Source organism: Stenotrophomonas sp. FBCC-B152 (assembly GCF_059134105.1).
In genome coordinates, this window is record NZ_CP101442.1 from 3,370,905 (window position 1) to 3,395,997 (window position 25,093).

Below are 25,093 nucleotides of genomic sequence, written 5' to 3' on the forward strand. Positions count from 1 at the left end.
ATGGGCACTGCCGCGAGGGGTGTTCCAGTCGGTACCGTATTGTCCCGCCGAGATCCGGCTCAGCCGGCCAGGACATCGGCCACGGGCTGCCACGCCACCTGCAGGCGCGGCAGCGGCCATGCCGCATTCGCCGGGCTGGTCGAGGGCAGCGACCACACTGGCAGCGACCTCGCACGCTCGCCCAGCACGGGCACGATGTAACGCAGGAAGGCCGCATGTGCGGTGCCGCCATTGCATGCCACGGCCACCAGCGCCGGCAACCGCACGATCAGTTCGGCCACGGCATTGGGCACTTCGCTGCCGCGCACGATGGCCGTGTCCAGGCTGCCACGCCGCTCGCACTGCCCGATCACATCCCACAGCCCCACACCCGCCGATTGCAGCGCCTGCAGCCGATCAAGGTAGACAAGGCCTGCATCGATCCCGGTCAGCGCCGACATCAACGGCCAGAACCGATTGCGCGGATGCGCGTAGTACTGCGCCGCATGCAGCGATGCAACGCCCGGCATCGACCCCAGCACCAGGACGCGGCAATCCGCCGCAACCTGCGCAGGCAGGCCGATGCACAGCGTTGGAATCGTCACAGTGTCTCCAGATGCATGAATGTCGCGCATAGCATGATCGCGCGCCAGCGCAACGATTTCGCGCTGCTGGCTGAACAGAACAAACTAAATTTTAACGTGCGTCGGATTCGATTCATGTTGCGGGGACTACGTTTGCCTCGCCCCGATGCAACGAGGGCCCAGAACAAAAAAACACTGAGGAGATTCCCCCATGCGCTCCATCCGCACCCTGACCTTGGCTACCCTGACTGCCCTTGCCTTCGCACCTGCCGCCTTCGCGCAGGACAGCACCACCGACACCGCGTCGGGCAAGCATTTCGCCGTTGTCGGCGGCGTTGCATTGCTGCAGCCGAAGAACGATCCGCTGGAAGGCATCGACAAGGTCGATGGCGGCCCGGCGCCGACGCTGAGCTTCAGCTACTACATCAACGACAATTGGGCCGTGGAACTGTGGGGCGCAGCTGACAAGTTCGATCACCGCGTGCGCGGCGCCAACAATGCCAAGCTGGGCACGGTTGAGCAGCAGCCGATCGCGCTGAGCGGCCAGTACCACTTCGGCCAGGCCGACAACGTGTTCCGTCCGTTCGTGGGCGTGGGTTACTACGAGTCGAACTTCAGCAACGAGAAGCTGGCCAGCGACGCCGGTCATATCGGGCTGGAAACCGCCAAGGGCGCCATCGGCACCGTCGGCGTGGACATGAACATCAACAGCACCTGGTTCGCCCGCGCCGATGCCCGCTACATGCATTCGCGCCCGGACCTGACCGTCAACGGCCGCAGCACCGGCGACGAAGCCAAGCTGGATCCGTGGACCGTGGGCTTTGGTATCGGCGCGCGCTTCTAAGCGCTTCCGCTCCACGTAGCAATGCAACGGGCCCCTCGCGGGCCCGTTGTCGTTTCTGGATCCTTTTTTTTAATCGGTCGCCCTACCAACGGTAGGGCGCTACCGCCTTCATTCTTTCTTGCTCCGGTGACACCAATACTGTTCACCAGCGCGAGGGGGAAGCCTATGGATGACATGCTGGATGTCCTGGTCGTCGGCGGTGGGATCAACGGGGTGGCCATTGCCCGCGATGCGGCCGGGCGCGGCTGGTCGGTGTGCCTGTGCGAGCAGGACGACCTGGCCGCGCATACCTCCAGTGCCAGCACCAAACTGATCCATGGCGGGCTCCGCTACCTGCAGTACGGGCAGTTCGCGCTGGTGCGCAAGGCGCTGCGCGAACGCAGTGTGCTGCACCGGCTGGCGCCCCATCTGGTCACTCCCACCACGTTCGTAGTACCGCATGCACGCCACCTGCGCCCCGCGTGGATGCTGCGCGCCGGCCTCTGGCTGTACGACCACCTGATCGATGCGGGTACGGCGTTTCCTCGCTCCCGACGGCTGGACCTGCGCGGGGACCCGCTCGGCGCCGTGCTGCAGCCCCGCTACCGTGCGGCCTTCAGCTACAGCGATGCACGCGTGGATGATGCGCGGCTGGTGGTGATCACCGCGATGGATGCGCGCGAGCGGGGTGCCGACATCCGCACCCGCACCCGCTGCGAACAGCTGATCCGCCACCGCGACCACTGGCTGGCCGTATTGCGCCGGGCCGATGGCCAGGTGCAGCGCCTGCGGGTGCGCTCGGTGGTCAACGCCACCGGCCCTTGGGCAGGCAACCTGCTGGAACGTGCCGGACTGGATGCGCCGATCGGGCTGCGCCTGGTCCAGGGCAGCCATATCGTGGTGCCGCGCCTGCATGCGCAGGACAGCGCGCTGCTGTTGCAGCAGCCCGACCAGCGCGTGGTGTTCGTGATTCCTTTCGAACAGGATTACAGCCTGATCGGCACTACCGACCTGGACTACGACGGTGACCCGGCCCGCGTGCAGGCCGCACCCGCCGAGGTGACCTACCTGTGCGCGGCCGTCAACGCATGGCTGCGTACCGCTGTGCAGCCGGAGAACGTGGTGTGGCAGTACAGCGGCGTGCGCCCTCTGCTGGCCGACCACCACCACGATGCCGCCAAGGTCAGCCGCGACTACCGGCTCCATCTCGATACGCAGCAGGCCGTCATGCTGAGCGTGCTGGGCGGCAAGCTCACCACCTGCCGCACCCTGGCCGAAGAAGCCGTGGACCAGCTGGGTGCGGCGCTGGGCCGCAGCGAACCGGCATGGACCGCCAGCGGCCCTGCCCTGCCCGGTGGCGACGGCGGCAGCGTGGAAGCGCTGCTGGCCGCGCTGCAGGCAGCGTATCCGCAGCAGCCGGAAGCGCTGCTGCGGGATCTGGCGCGCCGCCACGGTTCGCGCGCCCGCGCGGTGCTGGGCGAGGCCCGCTCGCCGGCGGAGCTGGGCCGGCATTTCGGCGCGGGGCTGTATGAGCGTGAAGTGGACTACCTGATCGAGCAGGAATGGGCCGTCGAGCTGGACGACCTGCTATGGCGGCGGACGCATCTCGGGCTGCGCCTGGACGCCGCGCAGCGGGCCGCGCTTGCGGCGTTCCTGCAGCAGCGGCACGCGGCAATCGCGTAGCGTTACCATCGCCAGTGCATCGTGCCGGCCGCACCCCAGGATCCACCATGGACAAACGCTACGTACTCGCCATCGACCAGGGCACCACCAGCTCGCGCGCAATGCTGTTCGACCGCGCCGGGCACGTCGCCGGGGTGGCGCAGCGCGAGTTCGGGCAGATCTTCCCGCAACCCGGCTGGGTGGAACACGATCCGCGCGAGATCCTGACCAGCGTCTACACCACCCTGACCGAACTGCTCAACCGCGAGCAGGTCGACCCGCGCCAGATCGCGGCGATCGGCATCACCAACCAGCGCGAAACGACGGTGGTCTGGGACAAAGCCACCGGCCAGCCCATCCACAATGCAATCGTCTGGCAGTCCCGGCAGAGCAACGACATCTGCGAACGACTCAAGGCCGAGGGCCACGAGCCGCTGATCCGCGAGCGCACCGGCCTGCTGGTGGATGCCTACTTTTCGGCGACCAAGATCCGCTGGATCCTGGACCACGTGGAAGGCGCGCAGGCCCGCGCCGAGCGCGGCGATCTGCTGTTCGGCACCATCGACAGCTGGCTGGTGTGGAACCTCACCGGCGGCGCGGTGCACGTCACCGACTACAGCAATGCAGCCCGCACGCTGCTGTTCAACATCCACACCCTGGCCTGGGATGACGAACTGCTCGCCCTGCTGGACATCCCGCGCGCGATGCTGCCGGAGGTGCGCGGCTCCAGCGAGGTGTATGGCACCACCCGTTCGCAGTTCTTCTTCGACCAGCACATCCCCATCGCCGGGATCGCCGGGGACCAGCAGGCCGCGCTGTTCGGCCAGGCCTGCTTCGAACCGGGCATGGTCAAGAACACCTACGGCACCGGCTGTTTCATGCTGATGCACACCGGCACCCGCGCGGTGGCCTCCAGCAACGGGCTGCTCACCACGCTGGCCTGGGGCATCGACGGGCAGGTGGAATATGCCCTGGAAGGGTCGATCTTCGTGGCCGGCTCCGTCGTGCAGTGGCTGCGCGACGGGCTGCGCATGTTCGGCAAGTCCAGCGACTGCCAGGCCTATGCCGAACGCGCGGCCGACAACGGCGGGGTGTACATGGTGCCGGCGTTCGTGGGCCTGGGCGCGCCGTATTGGCGCAGCGATGTGCGCGGAGCGGTGTTCGGCCTGAGCCGGGGCACCACCAAGGAACACTTCATCCGTGCGGCGGTGGAATCGATGGCCTACCAGACCCGCGACGTGCTGGCCGCGATGCAGGCCGATGCGGGGATTGAGCTGAAGGAACTGCGCGCCGATGGGGGCGCGATCGCCAATGACTTCATGGCGCAGTTCCAGAGCGACCTGCTGTGCGTGCCCGTGCTGCGCCCGCAGGTGGCCGAAACCACTGCGCTGGGCGCGGCCTACCTGGCCGGCCTGGCCACAGGGTTCTGGAGCAGCCGCGCCGAGATTGCCGAGCAGTGGGCGGTGGATCGCCGGTTCGTGCCGCAGATGGCCGCGGCCGAACGCGAAGCGCTGTACGCCGGATGGGTACAGGCGGTGGAAGCCACGATGGGGTTCCGCGTCCCGCGGTAGGAGCCGACCGTTGGTCGGCTCGTGCCCGATCAGAACGCAGGCAGCACCGCGCCCTTGTATTTCTCGGCAATGAAGGCCTTCACTTCCGGGCTGGTCAGCGCCTTGGCCAGCTGCTGCACGCGCGGGTCATCCTTGTTGTCCGGGCGGGCCACCAGGAAGTTCACGTACGGTGAATCCTTGCTTTCAATGGCCAGTGCGTCCTGGGTCGGGTTGAGGCCCGCGTCCAGCGCGTAGTTGGTGTTGATCAGGGCCAGGTCCACCTGGTCGAGCACGCGCGGCAGCATCGCCGAATCCAGTTCGCGGAACTTGAGCTGCTTCGGGTTGGCGATGATGTCGCGCTGCGTAGCCAATGCGTTGCTCGGGTCCTTGAGCGTGATCACGCCGGCCTTGTGCAGCAGGATCAGCGCGCGGCTGTTGTTGCTCGGGTCGTTGGGAATCACCACGTCGGCACCCACCGGCAGGTCGGCAAGCGACTTGAAGCGGCGCGAGTAGGCGCCGAACGGCTCGATGTGCACGCCGATGACCTTGGTCAGGTCGGTCTTGCGGTCGCGGTTGTAGGCGTCCAGGTACGGCTCGGTCTGGAAGTAGTTCACGTCCACCTGTTTCTGCACCAGCTGGTCGTTGGGCTGCACGTAGTCGTTGAAGACCTTCACGTCCAGCTCCAGGCCTTCCTTCTGCAGGATCGGCTTGACCACCGCCAGGATCTCGGCGTGCGGCACCGCGGTGGCCGCGACCACCAGCTTGCTGGAATCGGCGGAGGGCTTGCCGCAGGCGGCCAGGGCCAGCGTGGCGGCCAGCAGCGGGAGCAACAGGGTCTTCTTCATGGGGGCGGAATCCGGGGGGCTGCGTAGCAGCCAACCATACCGCAGCTACGGCTGACGGGGTACCAGCCAGGTCATTCCAATATGGAATGCCGGTAGAGCCACGCCCTGCGTGGCTGGAACCGCACTCGCCACGCAGGGCGTGGCTCTACTCGTAGTTGCTCAGCGCCATCATCAGCAGCGCCTTGGCCTGCTCGCGCAGCACGGTCGGTTCGATGATTTCCGCATCCGAACCGTAGTGCAGCACGTCCATCAGCAGCTCGCGCGAGACGCTGTAGGGCACCTTCAGCTCGTAGCGGCCGTCGGGCAGGAACCGGCCCTGCTGCTTGGAATGCCAATGCTCGTCGGCCACCCAGCGCGCGGCCTTGGCGCTGAAGACGATGGTGGCCCAGCCCTTGGGCGGGCCGGAGAAGATGCCGTAGCTGGCGCCCAGCTGCTCGTCCAGCTCGGTGTCGTCCACGTCACGCGCGACCGTGTCGACCACGCGGGCCTTGTAGATGCGGTCCACGGCGAAGCTGCGCAGGCCCTCGCGGCCGTGGTCCCAGGCATCCAGGTACCAGTTGTCGCGATAGTGGGTCATGCGCTGCGGCGACACGGTGCGTTTGGTCGCCTCGTCGGTGGAACGGGCGCGGTATTCAAACGCCAGCTGCTTGCGCTCCAGCACCGCCGAGGCCACCGCACGGAAGCTCGCCTCATCGAACTTGCGGCCGCGGTGCGGGATCACCCGCACCCGGTCCACCGGCCAGGTCGACACGCCAGCCTGCGCGGCCAGCAGCCCTTCGATGCGCTGCTGCAGCGGTGCCAGCACCGACGACAACACGCCGCCGCCGGTACGCGCCAGCAGGTGCTGCGAGGCCAGCAGGGCGTGCAGTTCTTCCGAGCTGAGCCACAGCCCGGGCAGCTCGAACCGCTCGCTCTCGTTGTCTTGGTAGCGGAAGCCGGCCTCGCCATCGCCTTCGACCGGCGCCATCAGCGCATCGCGCAGGAAGGCCAGGTCGCGATATACGGTGGCGCGCGAACATGCCAGTTTTTCCTGCAGGGTCGCCACCGTGACCGGATAGCGGGCGGACTTCAGCAGACGATGCAGGGCGTTGATGCGTTCATATCGGTCCATGACCCGATTATGTCCGAGTCGCCGCCGTTGTGGCGGCCCGGATCCGAACTTCGGCTATCGTTGGGGCCCCCTGCCCGCCCGAACCCCGCCATGCGCCTGCTGCCTGCCGTTGCCGTGCTGACCCTGCTGCTGACTGCCTGCGGGCAGGCGCCTGCACCCGCCGCTCCTGCTGCCGCCGTGCCGCCACCGGTACCGGTGGCCAGCGATCCCGCGCAGGCGGTGCTGACCGCCAGCCAGCGATTCGGGCAACTGCGCAGCTTCCACGCCAGCCTACGCATGCAGGGGCCGCGCACGCTGGACGCCAGCATGGAATTCGTGGCGCCGGACCGCTACCGGCTGCAGACCGACGAGGGCGTGCAGACCATCATCGGCGACACGTTCTTCCTGCAGCGCGCCGGCGAAGTGCGCCAGGTACCGGTGCCGCCGGGCCTGCTGGCGCAATGGCGCAGCCCGCTGCCGGCCGACGCCACCGCTGCCGAACTGCAGGTCGAGGCGCTGGGCGAGGAACGCGTGGCCGGGCAGCCCGCCCGCCGCTACCGCGTGCGCCATGCCAGCGCCGCACCGGACGGAATGCTTTACTGGATCAACGCGGCGGGCCTTCCGGTGCGGATCGAACGCCAGGGCCAGACCCAGGGCAAGCCCTTCAAGGTCACGGTGGATTACAGCCGTTTCGACGACCCGACACTGCAGATCGCGGTGCCCTGAACAGGCGACAAGTCCAAACCTCTCCTAAAGCACGGGCGGGAAAAGGAAAAACCGCGTGAAGGCATCAAGTATCATCACGCGTTGCTCCTCCCCCCAGTTGATCCGGAGAACCGTTGATGTCCCTGCGCGTGACGTTGCTTGCTTCCCTGCTGCTCAGTGCCCCGGCCGCCTTTGCCCAGGACACCACCGACCTGGCCGCGATGACCTCACCCTGGAGCGGCAGCGGCGGTGAACTCGGCTTTGCCTCCGCACGGGGCAACAGCAACACCGAAAGCGCCAACGGCCGCCTGCGCCTGCGCTATACCGATGACGACTGGGTGCACAGCATGGACCTGTTCGGCCTGCGTTCGCGTTCGGAATACACCGAAACCGCCGACGACGGCACCATCACCAAGCGCAGCAACACCACCGCCAACCGCTACACCGGCAGCGCCGGCAGCGCGCTGCAGCTGGGCGAACACCGCCAGATCACCGCCACGGTGCGTTACGAGCGCGACGACTTCGCCACCTACGACCGCCAGAGCTCGTTCGGCCTGGGTTACGGCACCCGGCTGGTGGAAGGCGACCGCTTCTACATGGATGCGCAGATCGGCCCCGGTGTGCGCCGCACGCACAACACCGAAGACGACGAAACCCGTACCGGCCTGATCGGCCGTGGGCTGTTCGACGTGAAGTATTCGCTGACCCCCAATACCGACCTGATCAACACCCTGCTGGTGGAATCGGGCTCTTACAACACCTTCGGCCAGAACGATTTCGGCGTGTCGGTGAGCATGAACGAGCACCTGGCGCTGAAGGCCGCCTGGCAGGCGCGTTACAACAGCGACGTGGCCGAAGACAAGCGCAAGACCGACACCCTGACCACGATGAACGTCGTCTATAAATTCAAATGATGCCCGCGGTGCGTACCGACCAACGGTCGGTACCTACCGGCAACGCTCGTGGTAGGTGCCGACCGTTGGTCGGCACGCTTCAAACGGCCAGCAGTTCGCCTGCGCCGCCATCCAGCAGGCCCTGGGCCACCGCTTTCCCGAGCGCATCCGGGTCATTGCCCGGGCCGCGCGCTTCGGCGCGGATCAGGCGGCCGTCGGCCACGCCGCCGACCAGGCCCTGCAGGAACAGGCTGTCACCTTCCCACTGCGCGTAGCCGGCCACCGGCACGTGGCAGCTGCCGTGCAGCGCGCGGTTCATGGCGCGCTCGGCTTCCACGCAGGCGCGCGTGCGGGCATCGTCGAGCGGGGCGAACAACGCCATCACCCGCGCATCGTCGCCGTTGCATTCCACTGTGACCGCGCCCTGCGCCGGCGCCGGCAACCAGTCCGGTGCCGCCAACCGCGCGACAATGCGGCCGCCCAACCCCAGCCGTTCCAGGCCGGCCACGGCCAGCACGATGGCGTCGTAGCCGCCGTTGTCGAGCTTGGCCAGCCGCGTGTTGACGTTGCCGCGCAGGTCCAGCAGTTCCAGGTCCGGGCGCAGCGCGCGCAGCTGGGCCTGGCGGCGCAGCGAGGAGGTGCCCACGCGCGCGCCGATCGGCAGCGCGTCCACTGAGGCGTACAGGTTGGAAATGAACCCGTCGGCCGGGTCGTGCCGGGGCAGCATCGCCGGCAGCGCGAACGGCGCGTCCAGCTCCATCGGTACGTCCTTGAGCGAGTGCACCGCGCAGTCCGCATCGCCGCGCAGCATGGCCAGTTCCAGTTCCTTGAGGAACAGGCCCTTGCCGCCGATCGCGGCGAGCGAGCGGTCCAGCACTTCGTCGCCGCGGGTGCTCATCGGCACCAGCACCACGTCCAGCCCGGGGTGGGCCAGGCGCAGGCGGTCGGCAACGTGTTCGCTCTGCCACAGGGCAAGCGGGCTCTTTCGGGTGGCGATGCGCAGGGTGGTCATGGCCCCATTATCGCCGCCGGAAGGCGTATCGACCAACGGTCGATACCTACCGCGGTGTCGCACCCGTTCGCCGGTACATTGCCAACCGGTAGGTCACGACCGTTGGTCGTGACTGCATCACAGATGTTTCAGATCCTGTTTGAGGCTCGCCACGCAGCGCCGGCTGACCTCCAGGGGGGCCTTGCCATGGCGCAGCACGGCCTGGACCTGGCCTGCGCCATTTCGTCGCAGCTCCACCAGTTCGTGGCGGGCCACCAGGCAGTTGCGGTGGATGCGCACGAAGCGGCTGGCAAATTCCTCTTCCAGCGACTTCAGCGATTCTTCGATGAGGTCCTCGCCACGTGCGTGGTGCACCACCACGTACTTTTCCTCGGCCTGCAGGTAGTGGATGTCGTCGATCGGGATCAGCCGCAGGCTGCCGCGCAGGCGCGCGCACAACAGCGTGCGTGCCTGCTGGCTGGGCACGCTGGGCTGCCCGTTGCGGCCAGCCAGGAAGGTCCGCGCGCGTTCCAGCGCTGCGACCAGCCGTTCGCTGCGCACCGGCTTCATCAGGTAATCGATCGCCGCCGCCTCGAACGCCGACAGCGCGTGCGCATCGTAGGCCGTGCAGAACACCACCGCCGGGCGCGGGTCGAACGTGGCCAGGTGGCGCGCGGCCTCCAGGCCATCCAGCCCGGGCATGGCGATATCCAAGAGCACCAGGTCCGGCTGCAGCTCGGCGCAGGCATGCAGCGCCTGCTCGCCATTCTCTGCTTCGGCCACCACCTCGACCCCCGGCTGTTCGGCCAGCAGGCTGCGCAGGCGCTCGCGGGCGAGCGGCTCGTCGTCGGCGATGACAACTCTCAAGCAGGCTTCCTCACTGAACAGGCACGAAGATGTCGCAGGCATAGTAGCCGTCGTTCCATGCTCCCGTCATCCGTGCCCCTGGGCCGAACCGCCAGGCCAGGCGGTGCGCGATGTTGCGCTGCGCATGCCCGGCGCCCTGCATCAGCGGCAGCGCACGCGCGTCCGGATCGGGCGCGGGGTTCCGGATGCGGATGTGCAGCTGCGCGCCTTCGCGGGTCAACGCAATGACGATGGTGCCGCCGCCCGGCAGTCGGGAGACGCCATGCAGCACCGCGTTTTCCACCAACGGCTGCAGCACCAGGCGGGGCATCGGCAGGGTCCATGGCAGGCCGTCTTCGCGTTGCCATTCCACCTGCAGGCGTTCGCCCAGCCGCAGCGATTCGATCGACAGGTAGGCTTCGGCCAGTTCGCACTCGGCCTGCAGGGTGGAGTCGCCCTCGCCCGCGCCCAGTGCGGCACGGAACAGGTCGGACAGGTCCAGCACCGCGCGCTCGGCCACTTCCGGATCGCGCCGGACCAGGCTGGCGATGAGGTTCATGCTGTTGAACAGGAAATGCGGGCGGATCCGCGCCTGCAGCGCATCGGCCTGCGCGCGCGCGTTGGCCACGGTCTGCGCGCTCCAGCGATCACTCACGTAGAAGTAGCGCAGGGCCAGCGCCACGATCAGCGCGGTGACCGTGGCGCAGCCCAGGGTGAACCGCCAGAAGCCGACGTCCCCGGCGAAACCCCGCGCATCCAGCACCGCATAGAGCGCGTGCACGATGCCGGTGCAGGCAGCAGCGATCAGGGCGGCCATGGCCACTGCCACCGCCGAACCCAACGCTTCCGGGAGGCGCGACAGGGTCGCCCGCGCCGCGCACAGGCTCACCGTGACCGCCAACGCCAGCCACAACGCCAGGCCGCTGGCCGACAGGAAATCCGGCACGCTCCATTGCCGGCTGCCATCCGGCGCCAGCGCCACCACCACCACCACCAGCTCTGCCAGGCCAAGCATCGCGCCCAGCCGCGGCAGGCGGCACAGCTCGGGCAACCACAGCTGCTGGCGCGGGTCGTTCATGGCTCAGGCCGTGGCGAAGCGCGCGTCCAGCCAGTCACCCAGCGCCTGCAGCTCTTCGGCGCAGACCTGGTGGGCCATGGAATAGGAATGCCACTGCAGCGGGAAGCCGGCTGCCGTGAGCCGCTGGGCGGTGTCGGCGGCGATCACCTGCGGGATCACCGGATCCTGCGCGCCATGGGCCATGAACACCGGCGGGCGGGCGCCGTTCGGAATGGCGGCGTTGATGGCGGCTTCCGGATCCGGCAGGTAGGTGGAAAGCGCGATCAGACCGGCGATGGCACGGGTCGAGCGCAATGCAGCGCTGAGGATGATCGCCCCGCCCTGCGAGAAACCCGCGAGCAGGATGCGCTCGACCGGAATGCCGCGCGCGACCTCCGCATCGATCAGGGCATCCAGCGCCTGTACCGAGGCATCCACACCGGAAGCATCGGCGCGCGAACGGAAGTCCATGCTGACGATGTCATACCAGGCGCGCATGGGCACGCCGTTGTTGATGGTGATCGGCTGCACCGGGGCGTGCGGAAACACGAAGCGGATCGCCGGCCAGTGCGGACGCAGCAGCTCAGGCACGATCGGGGCGAAATCGTGGCCATCGGCGCCCAGGCCATGCAGCCAGAGCACGGCCCATTGCGGGTTGGCGGCGGTTTCGTTGACTACGGTTTCCAGCGTGCGCGACATCTGATGGCTCCAGTACGTTCTGGAACCATTATGGGGGTAGACGGTCTGCGGCAGCCACGCAGGGCGTGGCTCTACGCCGTGATGCGATTGCGGTGCCGGTCAGTGGCCGGTGCGCTGGGCGGCGGCGCGGCGCAGTTCGGCGGCGCGCTGCAGGATGGTGGGCGGGGTGGTTTCTTCGGGGATTTCCATCAGGCGCAGGCGGTGCAGCAGGTCGCCGGCCCGGCGCCCGGAGGTCAACGCGACCACCGGAATGGCCAGCACCATGCCCACCACCACCGGTGCCATCCAGGCCGCCAGCGCCGGCGATACCGCATAGGCCAGCACGCCCATGAACAACCCGAACACGCTGAGGCCACCGTAGCCCTTGATCAGTGCCGGCCAGGAAATGCCGCCGTCGTCGCGCTGCTGTGCATCCCAGCCCGAATCCTTGCCGGCCAGCACTTCGGCCACGCCGCGCGACTGCACGTACATCACCACCGGTGCCATCAGGGCCGCCAGCACGGTTTCCAGCAGCATCGACACGAACGCGCGGATGCCACCGCCGCAGCCGCGTCGCTCGGCAGGATCAATCAACATCGCGATGTAGCCCAGCACCTTGGGCAGCAGCAGCACCGCCATGGTGATGGCGAACATGCGGATCACCTGGGTTTCATCCTGCTGGCGCCAGTACAGGCCCGGCGACATGTGCAGCACTTCGCTGAAATCGATGCCGCCCTGGAACAGCGGGATGGCGATGCCGATCAGCATCAGCATTGCCCACATCGGCGCGGTGAAGTAATGGCCGATGCCGATCATCATGTGCATGCGGCTGACCCAGTGCAGGCCACGCGAACCCACTACCTTGGCGTGTTGCAGGTTGCCCTGGCACCAGCGGCGGTCGCGCACCAGCATGTCGGTCAGGGTCGGCGGACCTTCTTCATAGCTGCCCTTGAGGTAGGGCACCATGTGGGTGGCCCAGCCACCGCGACGCATCAGCGCCGCTTCGACGAAATCGTGGCTCAGCACGTGGCCACCAAACGGCTGCCGGCCCGGCAACGGCGGCAGGCCGGCATTGTCGGCGAAGGCTTCGGTGCGGATCACCGCGTTGTGGCCCCAGTAATTGCTTTCCGCGCCGTGCCACCACGCCACGCCGCGCCCGATCACCGGGCCGTACACGCGCCCGCCAAACTGCTGCATGCGCGCGAACAGGGTGCGCCCACCGATCACCGCCGGCAGGGTCTGGATCAGGCCCACGTCCGGGTTGTGTTCCATGCCGGCCACCAGGCGCACGATGGTGTCGCCGGTCATCAGGCTGTCGGCGTCCAGGATCAGCATCTGCGGGTAACCGCCGCCAAAGCGGCGCACCCAGTCGGCAATGTTGCCGGCCTTGCGCCCGCTGTTGTCGCCACGGCGCCGGTAGAACAGCCGCTCATGCCCGCCCACCGCATCGCACAGCTCGGCGAACGCCTGCTCCTCGGCTACGCCGATGTCTTCGCGCCGGGTGTCGCTGAGCACGAAGAAATCGAACTGCTCCAGTTGTCCGGTACTGGCCACCGACTCATAGATGGCCTGCAGGCCGGCCAGCAGGCGGCGCGGGTCTTCGTTGTAGGTGGGCATCAGCAGCGCGGTGCGCGTATGCACCTGCGGCAGCGGCTGGTCCGGGTCGATGCCCAGCTTGTAGCCGCGGTCGAACACGGCGGTCAGGAACCCGGCCAGGGCGCCGGCGAAGGACAGCGCGATCCAGGCAAACAGCGCCACGAACAGCACCAGCAGGCAGCCTTCCAGCACGGTGATGCCGTTGGTGGCCAACACCTTCCACATCATGTGGGTGGCCGCCACGGTCATGGCCGCGGTGCCGCCGAAGATATAGAAGCGGCGCAGCGCGATCATGCGCGGCGCGGTGCGCTGGCGCGGGGTGAGCAGGCGGCCCTCGGTGAAGGTCTGTTCGGGCATGCCCATCGGCGTTTCAACGGGCAGCACCGGGCGGCCGGCGTCGATCACGGCGTTGACGGTCTGCACACTCATGCGTGGCTACCCTGCGTGCGCTTCCATCCAGTGCTGCTGTGTCCTGCAGCGGCGTGGCCGTGGCCGGCGCCCTGCTGATGTCTGTGACTACCGGAACCCACGAACTCTCCAACGGCACTGAGGCGAAAAATGCGGCTCAGCATAGGGGGCCAAATGTAAGCCGGGCGCGAAGGGGCTTTCGGGGCATTTCCCCCCATTCAGCAAAGCCGGGCCGGCCTCGGGACGGGCAGATTGCGACAAATGGCCGCAGGCCTTGTGCCGTAAGGGTTTCCCTATTCAGGATGTAGGCAAACCCCCTACGCAGCGGCCGTTGGGACCTGCCCCGCAGCCGGACGCCGGACAGACGTGCCCGGCCCGGAACTGCGCAGGGCAATCACGCTCAAGGCGGATGACAGAGGCCGCGACGCGCCGGGGCGCCCGGCGGCGGCGGGCGGGTACGCCGATGCGACTCAGGCCGGCGTGGCTTCCACGGCCACATCGCTCTCCACCGGCAGCCGCGCCAGCGCACGCGAACCGACGTGGGAAAACTGCAGCTGTGCCAGCAGATGCTGCGCCTGGGTGGCAACCGGGCACGGCAGGATGCGCGGGCCGGCTTCAGGACGCTCAGGGGACATCACAACACTCGACATGGTCTGACTCTCGATCCATTCCAATACACCGCGCGGCTCCCATGCCGCGAGGAATGCGAACCCTATATGAAATTGTGGACGAATGTGTGACGTCGCCCACGCAGGGGTGCACAAGCACGTTCTTGCGTCAGAAAACTGGCGTTACTCGATAGTCAGCGACTATCATGTAACCGTTTTCAACATTACAAAGTGGATATGGATTCCAACATCGCGTCACCCTTCAGCCCCAAGTGGCAGTTCCGTTTTGACTTCTTCAACGCCCACGGCGCGCCGAACTCGCCCGCCTTCAAGGCCGCCTACAAGGCGCTGCCGTTCGGGCAGAAGATCAAGGTCAACTTCAACTTCTTTGCCCTGTTCTTCGGCTGCATCTACCTCTTCATCCTGGGCATGTGGCGCAAGGCCCTGACCATCCTCGGCCTGACCCTGGTGCTCGGCGTGGTGCTGGCGTTCCTGCCCGACCCGATCGGCCGTGGCATCGCCATTGCGTGGTCGCTGTTCATCGCGCTCACCACCAACTACAACTACTACCTGGAAAAGGTGAAGGGCGACACCAGCTGGAACCCCTTCAAGGGCATGCGCTGGTAAATCCCCCAGCTCGGATCAGCTGAAAAGCCCGGTCGATTGACCGGGCTTTTTTTTGCTCAGAAGGTTTCCCATTCGGTCTCGACGGCTGCCGCCGCTGCACGCACCGGGGTCCGTTTCGGGCCGACGGCCTTGCGCGGTGCCGCAGGCGCTACGACCGGCGCAGCAGCGCCCGTACGGAAGATCGCCACCGCCGTGCCCAGGTGCTGGGCCTGCTCTTCCATCGCCCGCGCCGCTGCGGTGGCTTCTTCCACCAGCGCCGCATTCTGCTGGGTGGTTTCATCCATCTGGGTGATGGTCTGGTTGACCTGTTCGATGCCGGCGGACTGTTCCTTCGAGGCGGCGGAAATCTCGGCCATGATGTCGTTGACCCGGCGCACGCCGGTAACGATCTCTTCCATGGTGCGCCCGGCGGTCTGCACCAGCGCCGAGCCTTCGGCGACCTGCTCCACCGAATCGTCGATCAGCTGCTTGATCTCCTTGGCCGCACCCGCCGAGCGCTGCGCCAGCGCGCGTACTTCCGAAGCCACCACCGCAAAGCCGCGGCCCTGCTCACCGGCGCGTGCCGCTTCCACCGCGGCATTGAGCGCCAGGATGTTGGTCTGGAAGGCGATGCCATCGATGACCGAGATGATCTCGGCGATGCGCTTGGACGCGGCTTCGATCCCGGCCATGGTGGTCACCACCTGGCCCACCACCTGCCCGCCCTGTTCGGCCACGGTGGCAGCACCGGCCGCCAGCTGGTTGGCCTGCACGGCATGGTCGGCGTTCTGGCGCACGGTGGAGGTCAGTTCCTCCATCGAAGCGGCGGTTTCCTCCAGGCTCGCGGCCTGCTGTTCGGTACGGCGCGACAGATCGCTGTTGCCCGACGCGATTTCGCCCGCCGCCAGGTTGATGCTGTCGGTCGCCTGCTGGATACGCCCGACGATGTCGGTCAGCTGGGTCACGGTGGTATCGGCATCGTCGCGCATCTGCGCGAACACGCCATGGAACTGGCCATGCATGCGGGCGGTGAGGTCGCCGGCGGCGATCGCGCGCAGCAGCGCGGAGATCTGCTGCAGGTTGTCGTCGCTCACCTGCATCATGGTGTTGAGGTTTTCGACCATGGCGCGGAAGTCGTGGTCGAAGCGCACGCCGTCGCCGCGCTGGCTGAAATCGCCGCGCGCGGCGGCACCGGCCAGGTCACGGATCTGGGTATTGATCGCGCGCAGGTTGGCCTTGGTGGTGTCCATCGCATCGGTGAACACGGCCTGGTCACCGGGCAGGCGGTCCATGTCCTGCGACAGGTCGCCCACGGCATAGCGCTGCATCACGTCGACAAGGCGACGGGTGACGGCAATGTTCGCCCCTACCAGCTGGTTGGTGTCTTCCACCATGCGCCCGTACTCGCCCGGGAATGCCTGCGCATCCATCCGGTAGCCGAGTTCGCCTGCTTCATGGCGCTGCGCCATCTCGCCCTGCGCGGCCATCACCGCACGCAGCTGGCCGCGCATGCGCTGCATGGACTCCAGCAGGCGCCCCACTTCGTCGTCGCGCGGCGGCGGCAGCGGGGTGTCCAGGCGGCCTTCGGCCACGTCCGCTGACAACCGCACGGCATCAGCAAGCGGGCGGATCGCCTGGCGGCGCAGCAGCACGTACACACTGCCGCTGAGCACCAGCGCCGCGCCCAGGCCAACGCCGAGGATGATCCACAGCAGCGAGCGCGCCTGTTCGGTGATCAGCGCATACGGCACGATCACGCCCAGCGCGAACCGCTCTTCGCTGCCACCGATGCGCAGCGGCACATACGCCTTCACGTTGCCTGCCGCATCCGGGGTGAACGCCTCGAAACGCTGGTCACGAGCCACGGCTGCAAGGACCTGCGCAGTGACGGCATCGTCGCGGCGCTGGCCGATCTGCTTGGCATCCTGCGCGGCCAGCACGATGCCGCCGGGCGAAATCAGTTCGACGTGGCCCTGCTCCATCGGGCGCAACGCCGCCAGACGCTCCTGCAGTGCAGCCAGGCCGACGTCCACGGTCACCGCGCCCAGGAACTGGCCGTTGTCGAGCACCGGGGTCGACAGCGTGGTCATCAGCACCTGCTTGCCGCCGATCTCATAACGGTACGGCTCGCTCACGGCCTGCCGCTTGAGCTCACGCGGGCGCAGGTACCAGTCGCCATCGCCGGGGACGTCATAGCCCTTGAGTACGTCCTGCACCGGCGCGCCGTCCTGCCAGGCCCAATAGCTCATGAAGCGACCGGTGGCGTCGTGGGCCTCGGCATCGACGAAGTCGGCGTCCCTGCCATCGAAGGCCTGCGGTTCCCACAGCGTGCCCATGCCCACCCATTCCGGGTGCGACTGCAGCTGCTGCTGCAGCACCTGTGCGGCGGTCGCGCGTGACAGGCCGCTGGCGCGGTGCTGCACCACCAGGCTGTCGGCCAGTGCCTGGCTGGTGGAAAACGCGGCCGCCAGGTCGGCACCGACCCGGCGCGATTCGGCCTCGGCCTGGCTTTCCATGGTCCGCCGCGAGGATTCGAGCAGCGCCTGGCTGGCTTCGCGGTAACTGAGGGCGGCGGTCACCCCGAAGCAGAGCATGGCAATCAGCGCGGTACCCAGCATCAGCCGGTTGGCGATGCTGCCGGGGCGCTTGGAAGCGGACGAGCGGGACGTGGACATGGGGGTGTTCCAGGCAGGAGTACAGAACAGCGCGCGCCCGTGGGCACCGCTACTACGTCACGCAGTCCATTGCGGCCCGTCCTGCACGGTGCAACGCACATGCAGGTCGGGTCATACGCTGGTAACGGCCCTGTGCTGGAGATGTTGAGCGCTGAATCCTGACCGGGTTCAGTGAGGCGGACGGCCACCCAGCCGCTCAACCAACGTCTGGCTGGCGGTGTTGAGTCCGATCACCTCGACCTGCGCCCCATGCCCGCGCAGTTTGCGGGTGACCCTGTCCAGTGCGCCAACCGCACTCAGGTCCCAGAAGTGGGCCTGGCTGAGGTCGATCAGCACCCGCGCCGGCACCTGCTGGAAATCAAAGCTCTCGCCGAACTGCCCCGCCGAAGCGAAGAACACCTGCCCGGTGGCCGTGTAGGTGCGCACCCCGTTGGCATCGGTGTGGTCGGTGACGACCAGCAGCCGACCCACCTTGCGTGCGAAGAACAGCGCCGACAGCAGCACCCCGGTCAGAACGCCCTTGGCCAGGTCGTGGGTAGCCACGGTCACCACCACGGTGGCCACCATCACCACCGAGGAGCTCATGGGGTGCACGCGGAACTCGGCAAAGGAACGCCAGTGGAAGGTCCCGATGCTGACCATGATCATCACCGCCACCAACGCGGCCATGGGGATCTGCCGCACCCACTCGTGCCCGTACACCACCAGCAGCAACAGCAGCACGCCTGCCACCAGGCAGGACAACCGGCCACGTCCGCCGGAAGACACATTGATGACCGACTGCCCGATCATCGCGCAGCCGCCCATGCCGCCGAACAGGCCGGCGGTGATGTTGGCCAGGCCCTGGCCGGCGCATTCGCGGTTGCGCTGGCTCGGGGTGTCGGTCATGTCCTCGACGATCTGCGCGGTCATCATCGACTCCAGCAGGCCCACCACCGCGAGGGTTGCCGAGACCGGCAGCAGCAGCGCCAGCGTGTCCCACGTCATCGGCACATCCGGGAACAGGAACGTGGGCAGGCTGTCGGGCAGTGCGCCCATGTCGCCCACGGTACGCACCTCCCAGTGCAGCCCGATCGACAGCGCGGTCAGCACCACGATGGCCACCAGCGGTGACGGCACCGCACGGGTCAACCGCGGCAACAGGTAGATGATGGCCAGCCCCGCCGCACACACCGCCCACACCTGCCACGAGCGCCCGATCAACTCGGGCATCTGCGCCAGGAAAATGAGGATGGCCAGTGCGTTGACGAAGCCGGTGATCACCGAACGCGACACGAACCGCATCAGCGCGCCCAGCTTCAGTGCGCCGGCGATGATCTGCAGCACGCCGGCCAGGATCGTCGCGGCGAGCAGGTACTGCAGGCCGTGGTCCTTCACCAGGTCCACCATCACCAGCGCCATCGCGCCGGTGGCCGCCGAGATCATGCCCGGCCGGCCGCCTGCGATGGCGGTGACCACGGCGATGCAGAACGACGCATACAGGCCCACCTTGGGGTCCACGCCGGCAATGATCGAGAAGGCAATGGCTTCAGGAATGAGCGCCAAGGCGACCACGGTGCCCGAAAGCAGGTCGCCACGGATATTGCCAAGCCACTGCTGGCGCGGGGAATAGGAGACAGGCATGGGGGGCCAGGCGGCAGAACGGCGCGCAGGATACCATCGACCCTCCATCGAGCAGCGGGAAGGCATCCATGTACGGTCTGATCGGAAAGATGAACATCGCTCCCGGCGAGCGCGACGCGGTCATCGCGATGCTGCTGGAGGGCACCCAGGCCATGCCGGGGTGCCGGAGCTACGTGGTGGCAAAGGATCCCGCCAATGCCGACGCAATCTGGATCACTGAAGTCTGGGACACCGCTGAACTCCACCACGCCTCGCTGGCGCTGCCGGGCGTACAGCAGGCCATTGCCCGGGCGCGCCCGCATATCACCGGCTTCGGCGAACGGTTTGAAACCGAACCGGTGGGTGGTTACTGACGAGGGCCGAACATCGCGCCAACGCTGTGCAGCAACTCGTGCACGCTGAACGGTTTGGGCAGCAGCGACATGCCCTCGCCCAGGAACTCGTTTCGCACGGCGGCACTTTCCGTATAGCCGGTGATGAACAGCACCGGCAAGGTCGGGCGCAACGCGCGCGCGGCATCGGCCAGGTCGCGACCGTTCATGCCGGGCAGGCCGACGTCGGACAACAACAGGTCCACGGCACGCGCTGAATGCAGCTCCAGCAGCGCCTGCTGCGCGTTGGTTGCTTCCACGACCTGGTAGCCGACCTCGACCAGCATTTCGCGCACCATCATCCGTACCGAATCGGTGTCGTCCACCAGCAGGATGCGTTCGGCATGGCCGCGCTGCACCTGCACCTGCGCCGTGGACGCTGACTCCAGTTCGACCTGTTGCTGGCCCTCGGGCAACAGCAGTTCGATCTCGGCACCTTCCCCCTGCTCACTGGCAATACGGGCGCTGCCGCCGGACTGGCGCGCGAAGCCGTAGGTCATCGACAGGCCCAGACCGGTGCCTTCGCCCTGCGGCTTGGTGGTGAAGAACGGTTCGAATACCTTGTTGATCAGGTCCAGCGGAATGCCGGCGCCGTTGTCGATCACTTTGACGCTGATGTAGTTGCCCGCCGACAGCTCATGGTCGCGCTCGATCTTCGCGCGGCCCGCGCGGATGCGGATCAGGCCCTGGCCGGCCAGCGCATCGCGCGCGTTGATGACCAGGTTGAGCATGACATTCTCGAACTGGTTGGGATCGGCCATGGCCACCAGCGGTTCGGCGCCCAGCTCCAGTTCCAGTTCAATGTTCTCGCCGATCGAGCGCCGCAGCATGTCTTCCAGCGAGCGCACGCGGGCGACCACATCGAAGGTCTGCGGATCCAGCGGCTGCTTGCGGGCAAAGGCCAGCATGCGCTGGGTCAGCGCCGCGGCGCGGTGCGCCGAGGCGGTGGCGATGTCGACGTAACGGCTGGCCTTGTCCCACTTGCCGCTGCTGGCGGCCATCTCGATCATGTCCAGGCCGGAGATGATGGTGGTCAGCAGGTTGTTGAAATCGTGCGCGATACCGCCGGTCAGCTGGCCCAGCGAATCCATCTTCTGGGCCTGCATCAGCTCCATTTCGGTGCGCTCGCGCTCGGCGATCTGGAACGCCAGCTCGCTGTTGGCGCTTTCCAGTTCCTGGCGCTGCTCCAGTTCGCGCACGTGGCGCTCGGTGATGTCTTCGACCAGCACCAGGCCAAGGCCAGGAGCGCTGTAAGGCGTCATCCGCCATTCGGTCATGCGCCGGCTGCCCTGCACCTGCAGGGCGAAGGTGCCCTGCCAGCGCTCGCCTTCGTCCAGCGCCACCTTCAACGCGCTCATCGGCCCGAACTGGTGGTCCAGCAATGCCTCGATCCGGCCCGGCCCCAGATCCTCTCCCAGCAGGCGCTTGAAGGCATCGTTGGCTTCGTGCACCTGCAGCTGTGCATCCAGCACGCTGATCGGTGCGTTGATCTGGCGGAAGATCTCGCCGAAGCGCGCTTCGGCATCGCGCAAGGCGTCTTCGGCCCGGCGCGCGCGCAACAGGCTGCGCAGCGTGGCCAGCAGCACGTCCGGATCCACCGGGTGCACCAGGTAGGCGTCGGCACCGGCGTTGAGGCCGGTGATGAGGTCGCCGGTGGCGATCGAGGCGGCCGAGACATGCACGACGGGCAGCAACTGCATGCGCGGGTCTTCGCGCAGCTGGCGGACGACATCGAAACCGCTCATGTCCGGCAGGTTGACGTCCAGCACCAGCGCACCGAAATCCTGTTCTTTGAGCTGGGCCAGGCCGTCGGTGCCGGTACCGGCTTCCTCCACGCGGAACCCGTGGTGTTCCAGCACCCGGCGCACCGAATAGCGGGTGGCCGCGTTGTCGTCGACGATCAGGATCCGGTCACGCGTCGGCATCAGCAGTCTCCGCGGCAGCCAGCTTCAGCGGCAGCCTCACATGGAACTCCGAACCAACGCCCAGTTCGCTGGTCACCCCCACCTCGCCGCCCAGCAGTTCGGCAAAGCGCTTGCACAGCGACAAGCCCAGGCCGGTGCCGCGCAGCCGCTTCTGCAGCGGCGTGTCGACCTGCACGAAATCCTCGAACAGGGTGGGCAGCAGGTCCTGCGGAATGCCGATGCCCGTATCGCGCACGCTGAAGCACACCGAATCCTCGTCGACCAGCTTGGCCGACACCACCACCTGGCCGTTCGGCGTGAACTTGAGCGCGTTGGAAATGAAGTTGCGCAGGATCTGCGCCAGCTTCTTGTCATCGGTGTAGAGCAGGGGCAACGCCGGCGGATCTTCGAACACCAGGTCGACGCGGTTCTCTTCGATGAGGGGCCGGAACATGCCGCGCAGCGCCGCGAACAGGTCCATCAGGTCGAACCAGGCCGGCGAAATGGTGATCCGGCCCGCTTCGATCTTGGCCAGGTCCAGCAGGTCGTCGACCATTTCGCGCAGCTCGGCCGCCGAGCCGCTGATGAAGCGCACCTGCCGGCGCTGCTCGTCGGTCAGCGGGCCGTCGATGCCGTCTTCAAGCAGCCGGGTCATGCTCAGGATCGAGCCCAGCGGCGTGCGGAACTCATGGCTCATGTAAGACAGGAACCGGCTCTTGAGCTCGGAGACCTCGCGCAGCTGCTCGGCCTGCTGGTCCAGTTCGGCGTACAGGGCCAGCACGCCCTGGTTGGTTTCCTCCAGCTCCGCGCGCAGGGCGTCTGCCTGCGTGCGCAGCTGGACGATTTCCTGTTCGGGGGATAGCGCGTTCAATGCAGGTCTCCGAGCCGCAGGGCGATGATGCCGGTGTCGTCGCGGCCACGATCGAAATCGCGCTGCAGCACCGCCACTATAAGCGCCGGGTGGCGATGGAACAGGCCGGGGTAGTCGCGCAGGCTCCAGCGCGCCTGCAATCCATCAGTGTGCATGAGCAGCAGCGTGCCTGCCGGCGCGTGAAAATGGAATGGTTGCGCCTTGCGGAACTGCACCCCGACGATGCCGGGGTGGGAGGCCATGCCGCGCGTCGTGGTCGCCTCATGCAGGCCCGCTGAAATGTTGCCGATGCCGGCGAACTGGACCGCGCCGCTGGCGACGTCCACGCTGGCAACCGCCGCGGCCCCGCCCCGGGTACCGGCCATGCCGGCGTGCATCGCCGCGATCAGGTCCGCCGGTGCAGCCGCGCCGCGCGCGGCCACGGCCGCCACGCCGGCCTGGGCGGCATCGGCCGCCGACAGCCCGTGCCCCAAGCCATCGATCAGCGTCACGGCCACCGACTGGGGGTCGGCACGCAGGTGCCAGGCGTCGCCGCAGGCCACTTCATGGCGCATGGCCAGGCGCAGCGCACCGTAGGGCACGTCCACGTTGCGGGCAACGCGGCTTGCGTAGATACGCGCGACCACCACGCAGCCCTTGCCGTCGGACCAGGCATCGAGCACGGTGGCCTGGCGCTGGATCGCGCCGAGGCCCAGGCCCTGGGTTCCGCCCGTCGAATAGCCGTCAGGCAGCGACTGCGCCAGCGAGAAGCCCGGCCCGGCATCGAGCGTGCACAGTTCGATGCCCTCACCGCCGCGACCACATACCACCGAGAGGTACATGCGCCCGCCGCGTCCGTGCTTGATCACGTTGGTGGCCAGCTCCGTGGCGGCCAACGCCACCCGGCCGGCATCCATTTCATCGAAGCCGATGCCATCGGCCATGGCCAGCGCTTCGCGACGCGCCTGCCCTACCTGCGAGACCTCTTCCACAACCACGACCCGGGTAACGCGGCCAGAGAAATTCAGATCCATTTGGTGATGGCAACCCGGGTGCCCTTGCCAGGCTCACTCTCCAGTTCGAACTGGTCCACCAGCCGGCGCGAGCCGGACAGGCCCAGCCCCATGCCGCTGCCCGAGGTCCAGCCATCGGTCAGGGCCTGGGCGATGTCGGGGATGCCGGGGCCGTTGTCGGAGAACACCAGGCGTAGCCCGCGGCGCAGGCCGCTGTCCACCACCTCCCATTCCATGCTGCCACCGCCGCCATAGATCACGGCGTTGCGGGCCAGCTCGCTGGCGGCGGTGACCAGCTTGGTCTGGTCGATGAGCCGCATCTTGCATGCCACGGCGGCCTGGCGGGCGGCCTGGCGGGCCAGCACCACGTCCTGCTCGACGCGGATCGGCAAGGATCCACTGACGGCAATCATGGCGTCTCGTCGTCCGGCTGCTGCTGCAGGTCCATGCGCAGCAGTTCCATGCCACGTTCGACATTCAGCGCGGTGCGCACGCCGGTCAGGGTCAGGCCCAGCTCCACCAGCGTGATCGCCACGGCCGGCTGCATGCCCACCACCACCGTGGTGGCATCCATGATCCGGGCCAGCGAAGAGATGGTGGAAATCATCCGGCCAATGAACGAATCGACGATATCCAGCGCGGAAATGTCGATCAGTACGCCGCGTGCAGAGGTCTTCTGGATGCGCTCGGTCAGGTCGTCCTGCAGGGTCAGCGCAAGCTGGTCATGCATGTCGACCTGGATGGTCACCAGCAGCAGATCGCCCATCTGCAGGATCGGGATGCGGTCCATTTCAGCGGGCTGCCTTGGTCACCGTCTGGCCAGTGCGCTTGAGCGCCAGCGCCAATGCGTCGGCCAGGTTGGCCTTGGTGACGATGCCCTGCAGGTCCAGGCCCAGGTGCACGATGGTCTGCGCGATCTGCGGCCGCACGCCACTGATGATCGCGTCGGCGCCCATCAGGCGGATGGCGGTGACGGTCTTGAGCAGGTGCTGGGCCACCAGGGTGTCCACGGTAGGCACGCCGGTGATGTCGATGATCGCGATTTCCGAACCGGTGTCGACGATCCGCTGCAGCAGCGATTCCATCACCACCTGGGTCCGCTGCGAATCGAGCGTACCGATCATCGGCAGGGCCAGCACGCCTTCCCACAGCTTCACCACCGGGGTGGACAGCTCCAGCATTTCTTCCTGCTGGCGCTGGATCACGTCCTCGCGGGTCTTCTGGTAAGCCTTGACGCTGTGCAGGCCGAGCCCGTCGATCAGCTCGGAAATCGCCCACAACTGATCACCGACCGCCTTGGGGTCGTCGGCGAAGTTCTGCTGGACCAGCTCGAACAGCGGCCGCTTGAGCGAGAACAGGAAGCTGGCGGTTTCCGAGGAGCTGAAGCCCTTGAGCACGCGGTCGCGCGACAGCTGTTCCAGGAACTGGCGGATGTCCTGCCATTCGCTGCCGGCCACGCCGGTGCCGGTGGTGGACAGGGCCGCCTGGAACAGGCGCCAGAATTCGCGTACCTGGGCGTCCACCTCACGCGCGCTCAAGCGGCCATCCTGGCCCTGGCCGGAGGCGGCCAACTGGTCGACCCACTGCGCCACCACGGTGTCCTGGTGGGTACGAAGAAGATCGATGGTGCGCTGTTGCATGGCCGCCATGGGGAAATTCCTAGGTAGGAAGGTGGGAAAGCCCCGACACGCGACGCGCCGGGGCTTGGAATGGGCCTGAGCTTAAATGAATTCAGC

Annotated in this window: 24 protein-coding genes; 7 read left to right on the plus strand and 17 right to left on the minus strand. The window is 67.3% G+C overall.

Features of this window, described 5'->3' with window-relative positions; genetic code table 11:
* Positions 1 to 59: 59 nt before the first annotated feature.
* Positions 60 to 614 carry a DNA-deoxyinosine glycosylase gene (locus NMB40_RS15455; RefSeq protein WP_494358981.1) on the minus strand — a complete coding sequence of 185 codons (555 nt, stop codon included), beginning with the start codon at positions 612 to 614 and terminating at the stop codon, positions 60 to 62.
* Between the two features lie 160 nt (positions 615 to 774).
* Between NMB40_RS15455 and NMB40_RS15460 the strand changes: the two genes are divergently transcribed.
* The 3 genes from NMB40_RS15460 to glpK all read left to right on the plus strand — a co-directional run bounded on the left by NMB40_RS15460 (position 775) and on the right by glpK (position 4,619).
* Positions 775 to 1,407 carry an OmpW/AlkL family protein gene (locus NMB40_RS15460; protein ID WP_093534654.1) on the plus strand — a complete coding sequence of 211 codons (633 nt, stop codon included), beginning with the start codon at positions 775 to 777 and terminating at the stop codon, positions 1,405 to 1,407.
* A 165-nt stretch (positions 1,408 to 1,572) separates the two neighbouring features.
* Positions 1,573 to 3,069, plus strand: a complete 1,497-nt coding sequence (gene glpD, locus NMB40_RS15465; protein ID WP_494358982.1) for a glycerol-3-phosphate dehydrogenase — start codon at positions 1,573 to 1,575, stop codon at positions 3,067 to 3,069.
* Between the two features lie 47 nt (positions 3,070 to 3,116).
* Complete coding sequence (gene glpK, locus NMB40_RS15470; RefSeq protein WP_494358983.1) at positions 3,117 to 4,619, plus strand: glycerol kinase GlpK; 1,503 nt, start codon at positions 3,117 to 3,119, stop codon at positions 4,617 to 4,619.
* A gap of 29 nt (positions 4,620 to 4,648) precedes the next feature.
* Here the strand turns inward: glpK and NMB40_RS15475 are convergent, their stop codons facing one another.
* The gene (locus NMB40_RS15475; RefSeq protein ID WP_494358984.1) at positions 4,649 to 5,443 is read right to left on the minus strand and encodes a MetQ/NlpA family ABC transporter substrate-binding protein; all 795 of its coding nucleotides are present in this window, start codon (positions 5,441 to 5,443) and stop codon (positions 4,649 to 4,651) included.
* Positions 5,444 to 5,588: 145 nt separating this feature from the next.
* Positions 5,589 to 6,554 (minus strand): helix-turn-helix transcriptional regulator, encoded by a 966-nt coding sequence (locus tag NMB40_RS15480; RefSeq protein ID WP_282248423.1) that lies wholly within the window; start codon positions 6,552 to 6,554, stop codon positions 5,589 to 5,591.
* 90 nt (positions 6,555 to 6,644) lie between these two features.
* Here NMB40_RS15480 and NMB40_RS15485 point away from each other — a divergent pair, with 90 nt between their 5' ends.
* Both NMB40_RS15485 and NMB40_RS15490 read left to right on the plus strand, forming a co-directional pair.
* Positions 6,645 to 7,259: a hypothetical protein gene (locus NMB40_RS15485; RefSeq protein ID WP_494358985.1), complete on the plus strand. Its 615-nt coding sequence runs from the start codon at positions 6,645 to 6,647 to the stop codon at positions 7,257 to 7,259.
* Positions 7,260 to 7,375: 116 nt separating this feature from the next.
* Positions 7,376 to 8,152 (plus strand): DUF481 domain-containing protein, encoded by a 777-nt coding sequence (locus NMB40_RS15490; protein WP_282248425.1) that lies wholly within the window; start codon positions 7,376 to 7,378, stop codon positions 8,150 to 8,152.
* A gap of 79 nt (positions 8,153 to 8,231) precedes the next feature.
* On the opposite strand, the gene hemC is transcribed toward NMB40_RS15490, so the two are convergent.
* The 6 genes from hemC to NMB40_RS15520 form a co-directional block, all read right to left on the minus strand.
* Positions 8,232 to 9,143, minus strand: a complete 912-nt coding sequence (gene hemC / locus NMB40_RS15495) for a hydroxymethylbilane synthase (RefSeq protein WP_494358986.1) — start codon at positions 9,141 to 9,143, stop codon at positions 8,232 to 8,234.
* A 117-nt stretch (positions 9,144 to 9,260) separates the two neighbouring features.
* Complete coding sequence (locus NMB40_RS15500) at positions 9,261 to 9,989, minus strand: LytR/AlgR family response regulator transcription factor (RefSeq protein WP_448143618.1); 729 nt, start codon at positions 9,987 to 9,989, stop codon at positions 9,261 to 9,263.
* A 10-nt stretch (positions 9,990 to 9,999) separates the two neighbouring features.
* Positions 10,000 to 11,046, minus strand: coding sequence for a sensor histidine kinase (locus tag NMB40_RS15505; RefSeq protein WP_494358987.1), 1,047 nt, complete (start codon positions 11,044 to 11,046; stop codon positions 10,000 to 10,002).
* A gap of 3 nt (positions 11,047 to 11,049) precedes the next feature.
* A complete protein-coding gene (locus tag NMB40_RS15510) occupies positions 11,050 to 11,724 on the minus strand; it encodes an alpha/beta hydrolase (protein WP_494358988.1) in 675 nt (224 codons plus the stop codon).
* A 99-nt stretch (positions 11,725 to 11,823) separates the two neighbouring features.
* Positions 11,824 to 13,728 (minus strand): glucans biosynthesis glucosyltransferase MdoH, encoded by a 1,905-nt coding sequence (mdoH, locus tag NMB40_RS15515; protein WP_494358989.1) that lies wholly within the window; start codon positions 13,726 to 13,728, stop codon positions 11,824 to 11,826.
* A gap of 449 nt (positions 13,729 to 14,177) precedes the next feature.
* Positions 14,178 to 14,342, minus strand: a complete 165-nt coding sequence (locus NMB40_RS15520; RefSeq protein WP_448143622.1) for a hypothetical protein — start codon at positions 14,340 to 14,342, stop codon at positions 14,178 to 14,180.
* A 210-nt stretch (positions 14,343 to 14,552) separates the two neighbouring features.
* On the opposite strand from NMB40_RS15520, the gene NMB40_RS15525 reads away from it, so the two are divergent.
* Positions 14,553 to 14,942 (plus strand): DUF2628 domain-containing protein, encoded by a 390-nt coding sequence (locus NMB40_RS15525; RefSeq protein ID WP_494358990.1) that lies wholly within the window; start codon positions 14,553 to 14,555, stop codon positions 14,940 to 14,942.
* A gap of 56 nt (positions 14,943 to 14,998) precedes the next feature.
* On the opposite strand, the gene NMB40_RS15530 is transcribed toward NMB40_RS15525, so the two are convergent.
* On the minus strand, positions 14,999 to 17,596 hold the full coding sequence (locus NMB40_RS15530; protein ID WP_494358991.1) for a methyl-accepting chemotaxis protein: 2,598 nt from the start codon (positions 17,594 to 17,596) through the stop codon (positions 14,999 to 15,001).
* A gap of 168 nt (positions 17,597 to 17,764) precedes the next feature.
* Positions 17,765 to 19,219, minus strand: a complete 1,455-nt coding sequence (locus NMB40_RS15535) for a SulP family inorganic anion transporter (RefSeq protein WP_494358992.1) — start codon at positions 19,217 to 19,219, stop codon at positions 17,765 to 17,767.
* 68 nt (positions 19,220 to 19,287) lie between these two features.
* Between NMB40_RS15535 and NMB40_RS15540 the strand changes: the two genes are divergently transcribed.
* Positions 19,288 to 19,572, plus strand: coding sequence for a putative quinol monooxygenase (locus NMB40_RS15540; RefSeq protein ID WP_494358993.1), 285 nt, complete (start codon positions 19,288 to 19,290; stop codon positions 19,570 to 19,572).
* On the opposite strand, the gene NMB40_RS15545 is transcribed toward NMB40_RS15540, so the two are convergent.
* Genes NMB40_RS15545 through NMB40_RS15570 form a run of 6 tightly spaced genes read right to left on the minus strand, consistent with a single transcriptional unit; the run spans position 19,566 to position 25,006 of the window.
* Positions 19,566 to 21,515: a response regulator gene (locus tag NMB40_RS15545; protein WP_494358994.1), complete on the minus strand. Its 1,950-nt coding sequence runs from the start codon at positions 21,513 to 21,515 to the stop codon at positions 19,566 to 19,568. The genes NMB40_RS15540 and NMB40_RS15545 overlap by 7 nt on opposite strands.
* Positions 21,502 to 22,365 (minus strand): sensor histidine kinase, encoded by an 864-nt coding sequence (locus NMB40_RS15550; protein WP_494358995.1) that lies wholly within the window; start codon positions 22,363 to 22,365, stop codon positions 21,502 to 21,504. The genes NMB40_RS15545 and NMB40_RS15550 overlap by 14 nt, the downstream gene beginning before the upstream one ends.
* A complete protein-coding gene (locus NMB40_RS15555; RefSeq protein ID WP_494358996.1) occupies positions 22,362 to 23,378 on the minus strand; it encodes an ATP-binding protein in 1,017 nt (338 codons plus the stop codon). Before NMB40_RS15555 ends, NMB40_RS15550 begins: the two co-directional genes overlap by 4 nt.
* A complete protein-coding gene (locus NMB40_RS15560) occupies positions 23,369 to 23,770 on the minus strand; it encodes an ATP-binding protein (protein ID WP_494358997.1) in 402 nt (133 codons plus the stop codon). Before NMB40_RS15560 ends, NMB40_RS15555 begins: the two co-directional genes overlap by 10 nt.
* Entirely contained in the window at positions 23,767 to 24,147 is a 381-nt protein-coding gene (locus NMB40_RS15565; protein ID WP_494358998.1) for an STAS domain-containing protein, read from the minus strand. Before NMB40_RS15565 ends, NMB40_RS15560 begins: the two co-directional genes overlap by 4 nt.
* A 1-nt stretch (position 24,148) precedes the next feature.
* Positions 24,149 to 25,006 (minus strand): STAS domain-containing protein, encoded by an 858-nt coding sequence (locus NMB40_RS15570; RefSeq protein WP_494358999.1) that lies wholly within the window; start codon positions 25,004 to 25,006, stop codon positions 24,149 to 24,151.
* Positions 25,007 to 25,093 lie beyond the last annotated feature (87 nt).

Coding starts and splice junctions, on each gene's coding strand:
- NMB40_RS15525 (WP_494358990.1), top strand. CDS start 14,553: ATGGATTCCAACATCGCGTCACCCTTCAGCCCCAAGTGGCAGTTCCGT.
- NMB40_RS15505 (WP_494358987.1), bottom strand. CDS start 11,046: ATGAACGACCCGCGCCAGCAGCTGTGGTTGCCCGAGCTGTGCCGCCTG.
- NMB40_RS15475 (WP_494358984.1), bottom strand. CDS start 5,443: ATGAAGAAGACCCTGTTGCTCCCGCTGCTGGCCGCCACGCTGGCCCTG.
- NMB40_RS15485 (WP_494358985.1), top strand. CDS start 6,645: ATGCGCCTGCTGCCTGCCGTTGCCGTGCTGACCCTGCTGCTGACTGCC.
- NMB40_RS15520 (WP_448143622.1), bottom strand. CDS start 14,342: ATGTCCCCTGAGCGTCCTGAAGCCGGCCCGCGCATCCTGCCGTGCCCG.
- NMB40_RS15535 (WP_494358992.1), bottom strand. CDS start 19,219: ATGCCTGTCTCCTATTCCCCGCGCCAGCAGTGGCTTGGCAATATCCGT.
- hemC (WP_494358986.1), bottom strand. CDS start 9,143: ATGACCACCCTGCGCATCGCCACCCGAAAGAGCCCGCTTGCCCTGTGG.
- NMB40_RS15490 (WP_282248425.1), top strand. CDS start 7,376: ATGTCCCTGCGCGTGACGTTGCTTGCTTCCCTGCTGCTCAGTGCCCCG.
- NMB40_RS15555 (WP_494358996.1), bottom strand. CDS start 23,378: ATGGATCTGAATTTCTCTGGCCGCGTTACCCGGGTCGTGGTTGTGGAA.
- NMB40_RS15570 (WP_494358999.1), bottom strand. CDS start 25,006: ATGGCGGCCATGCAACAGCGCACCATCGATCTTCTTCGTACCCACCAG.
- glpK (WP_494358983.1), top strand. CDS start 3,117: ATGGACAAACGCTACGTACTCGCCATCGACCAGGGCACCACCAGCTCG.
- NMB40_RS15480 (WP_282248423.1), bottom strand. CDS start 6,554: ATGGACCGATATGAACGCATCAACGCCCTGCATCGTCTGCTGAAGTCC.
- NMB40_RS15460 (WP_093534654.1), top strand. CDS start 775: ATGCGCTCCATCCGCACCCTGACCTTGGCTACCCTGACTGCCCTTGCC.
- glpD (WP_494358982.1), top strand. CDS start 1,573: ATGGATGACATGCTGGATGTCCTGGTCGTCGGCGGTGGGATCAACGGG.
- NMB40_RS15510 (WP_494358988.1), bottom strand. CDS start 11,724: ATGTCGCGCACGCTGGAAACCGTAGTCAACGAAACCGCCGCCAACCCG.
- NMB40_RS15560 (WP_494358997.1), bottom strand. CDS start 23,770: ATGATTGCCGTCAGTGGATCCTTGCCGATCCGCGTCGAGCAGGACGTG.
- NMB40_RS15565 (WP_494358998.1), bottom strand. CDS start 24,147: ATGGACCGCATCCCGATCCTGCAGATGGGCGATCTGCTGCTGGTGACC.
- mdoH (WP_494358989.1), bottom strand. CDS start 13,728: ATGAGTGTGCAGACCGTCAACGCCGTGATCGACGCCGGCCGCCCGGTG.
- NMB40_RS15530 (WP_494358991.1), bottom strand. CDS start 17,596: ATGTCCACGTCCCGCTCGTCCGCTTCCAAGCGCCCCGGCAGCATCGCC.
- NMB40_RS15540 (WP_494358993.1), top strand. CDS start 19,288: ATGTACGGTCTGATCGGAAAGATGAACATCGCTCCCGGCGAGCGCGAC.
- NMB40_RS15455 (WP_494358981.1), bottom strand. CDS start 614: ATGCGCGACATTCATGCATCTGGAGACACTGTGACGATTCCAACGCTG.
- NMB40_RS15545 (WP_494358994.1), bottom strand. CDS start 21,515: ATGCCGACGCGTGACCGGATCCTGATCGTCGACGACAACGCGGCCACC.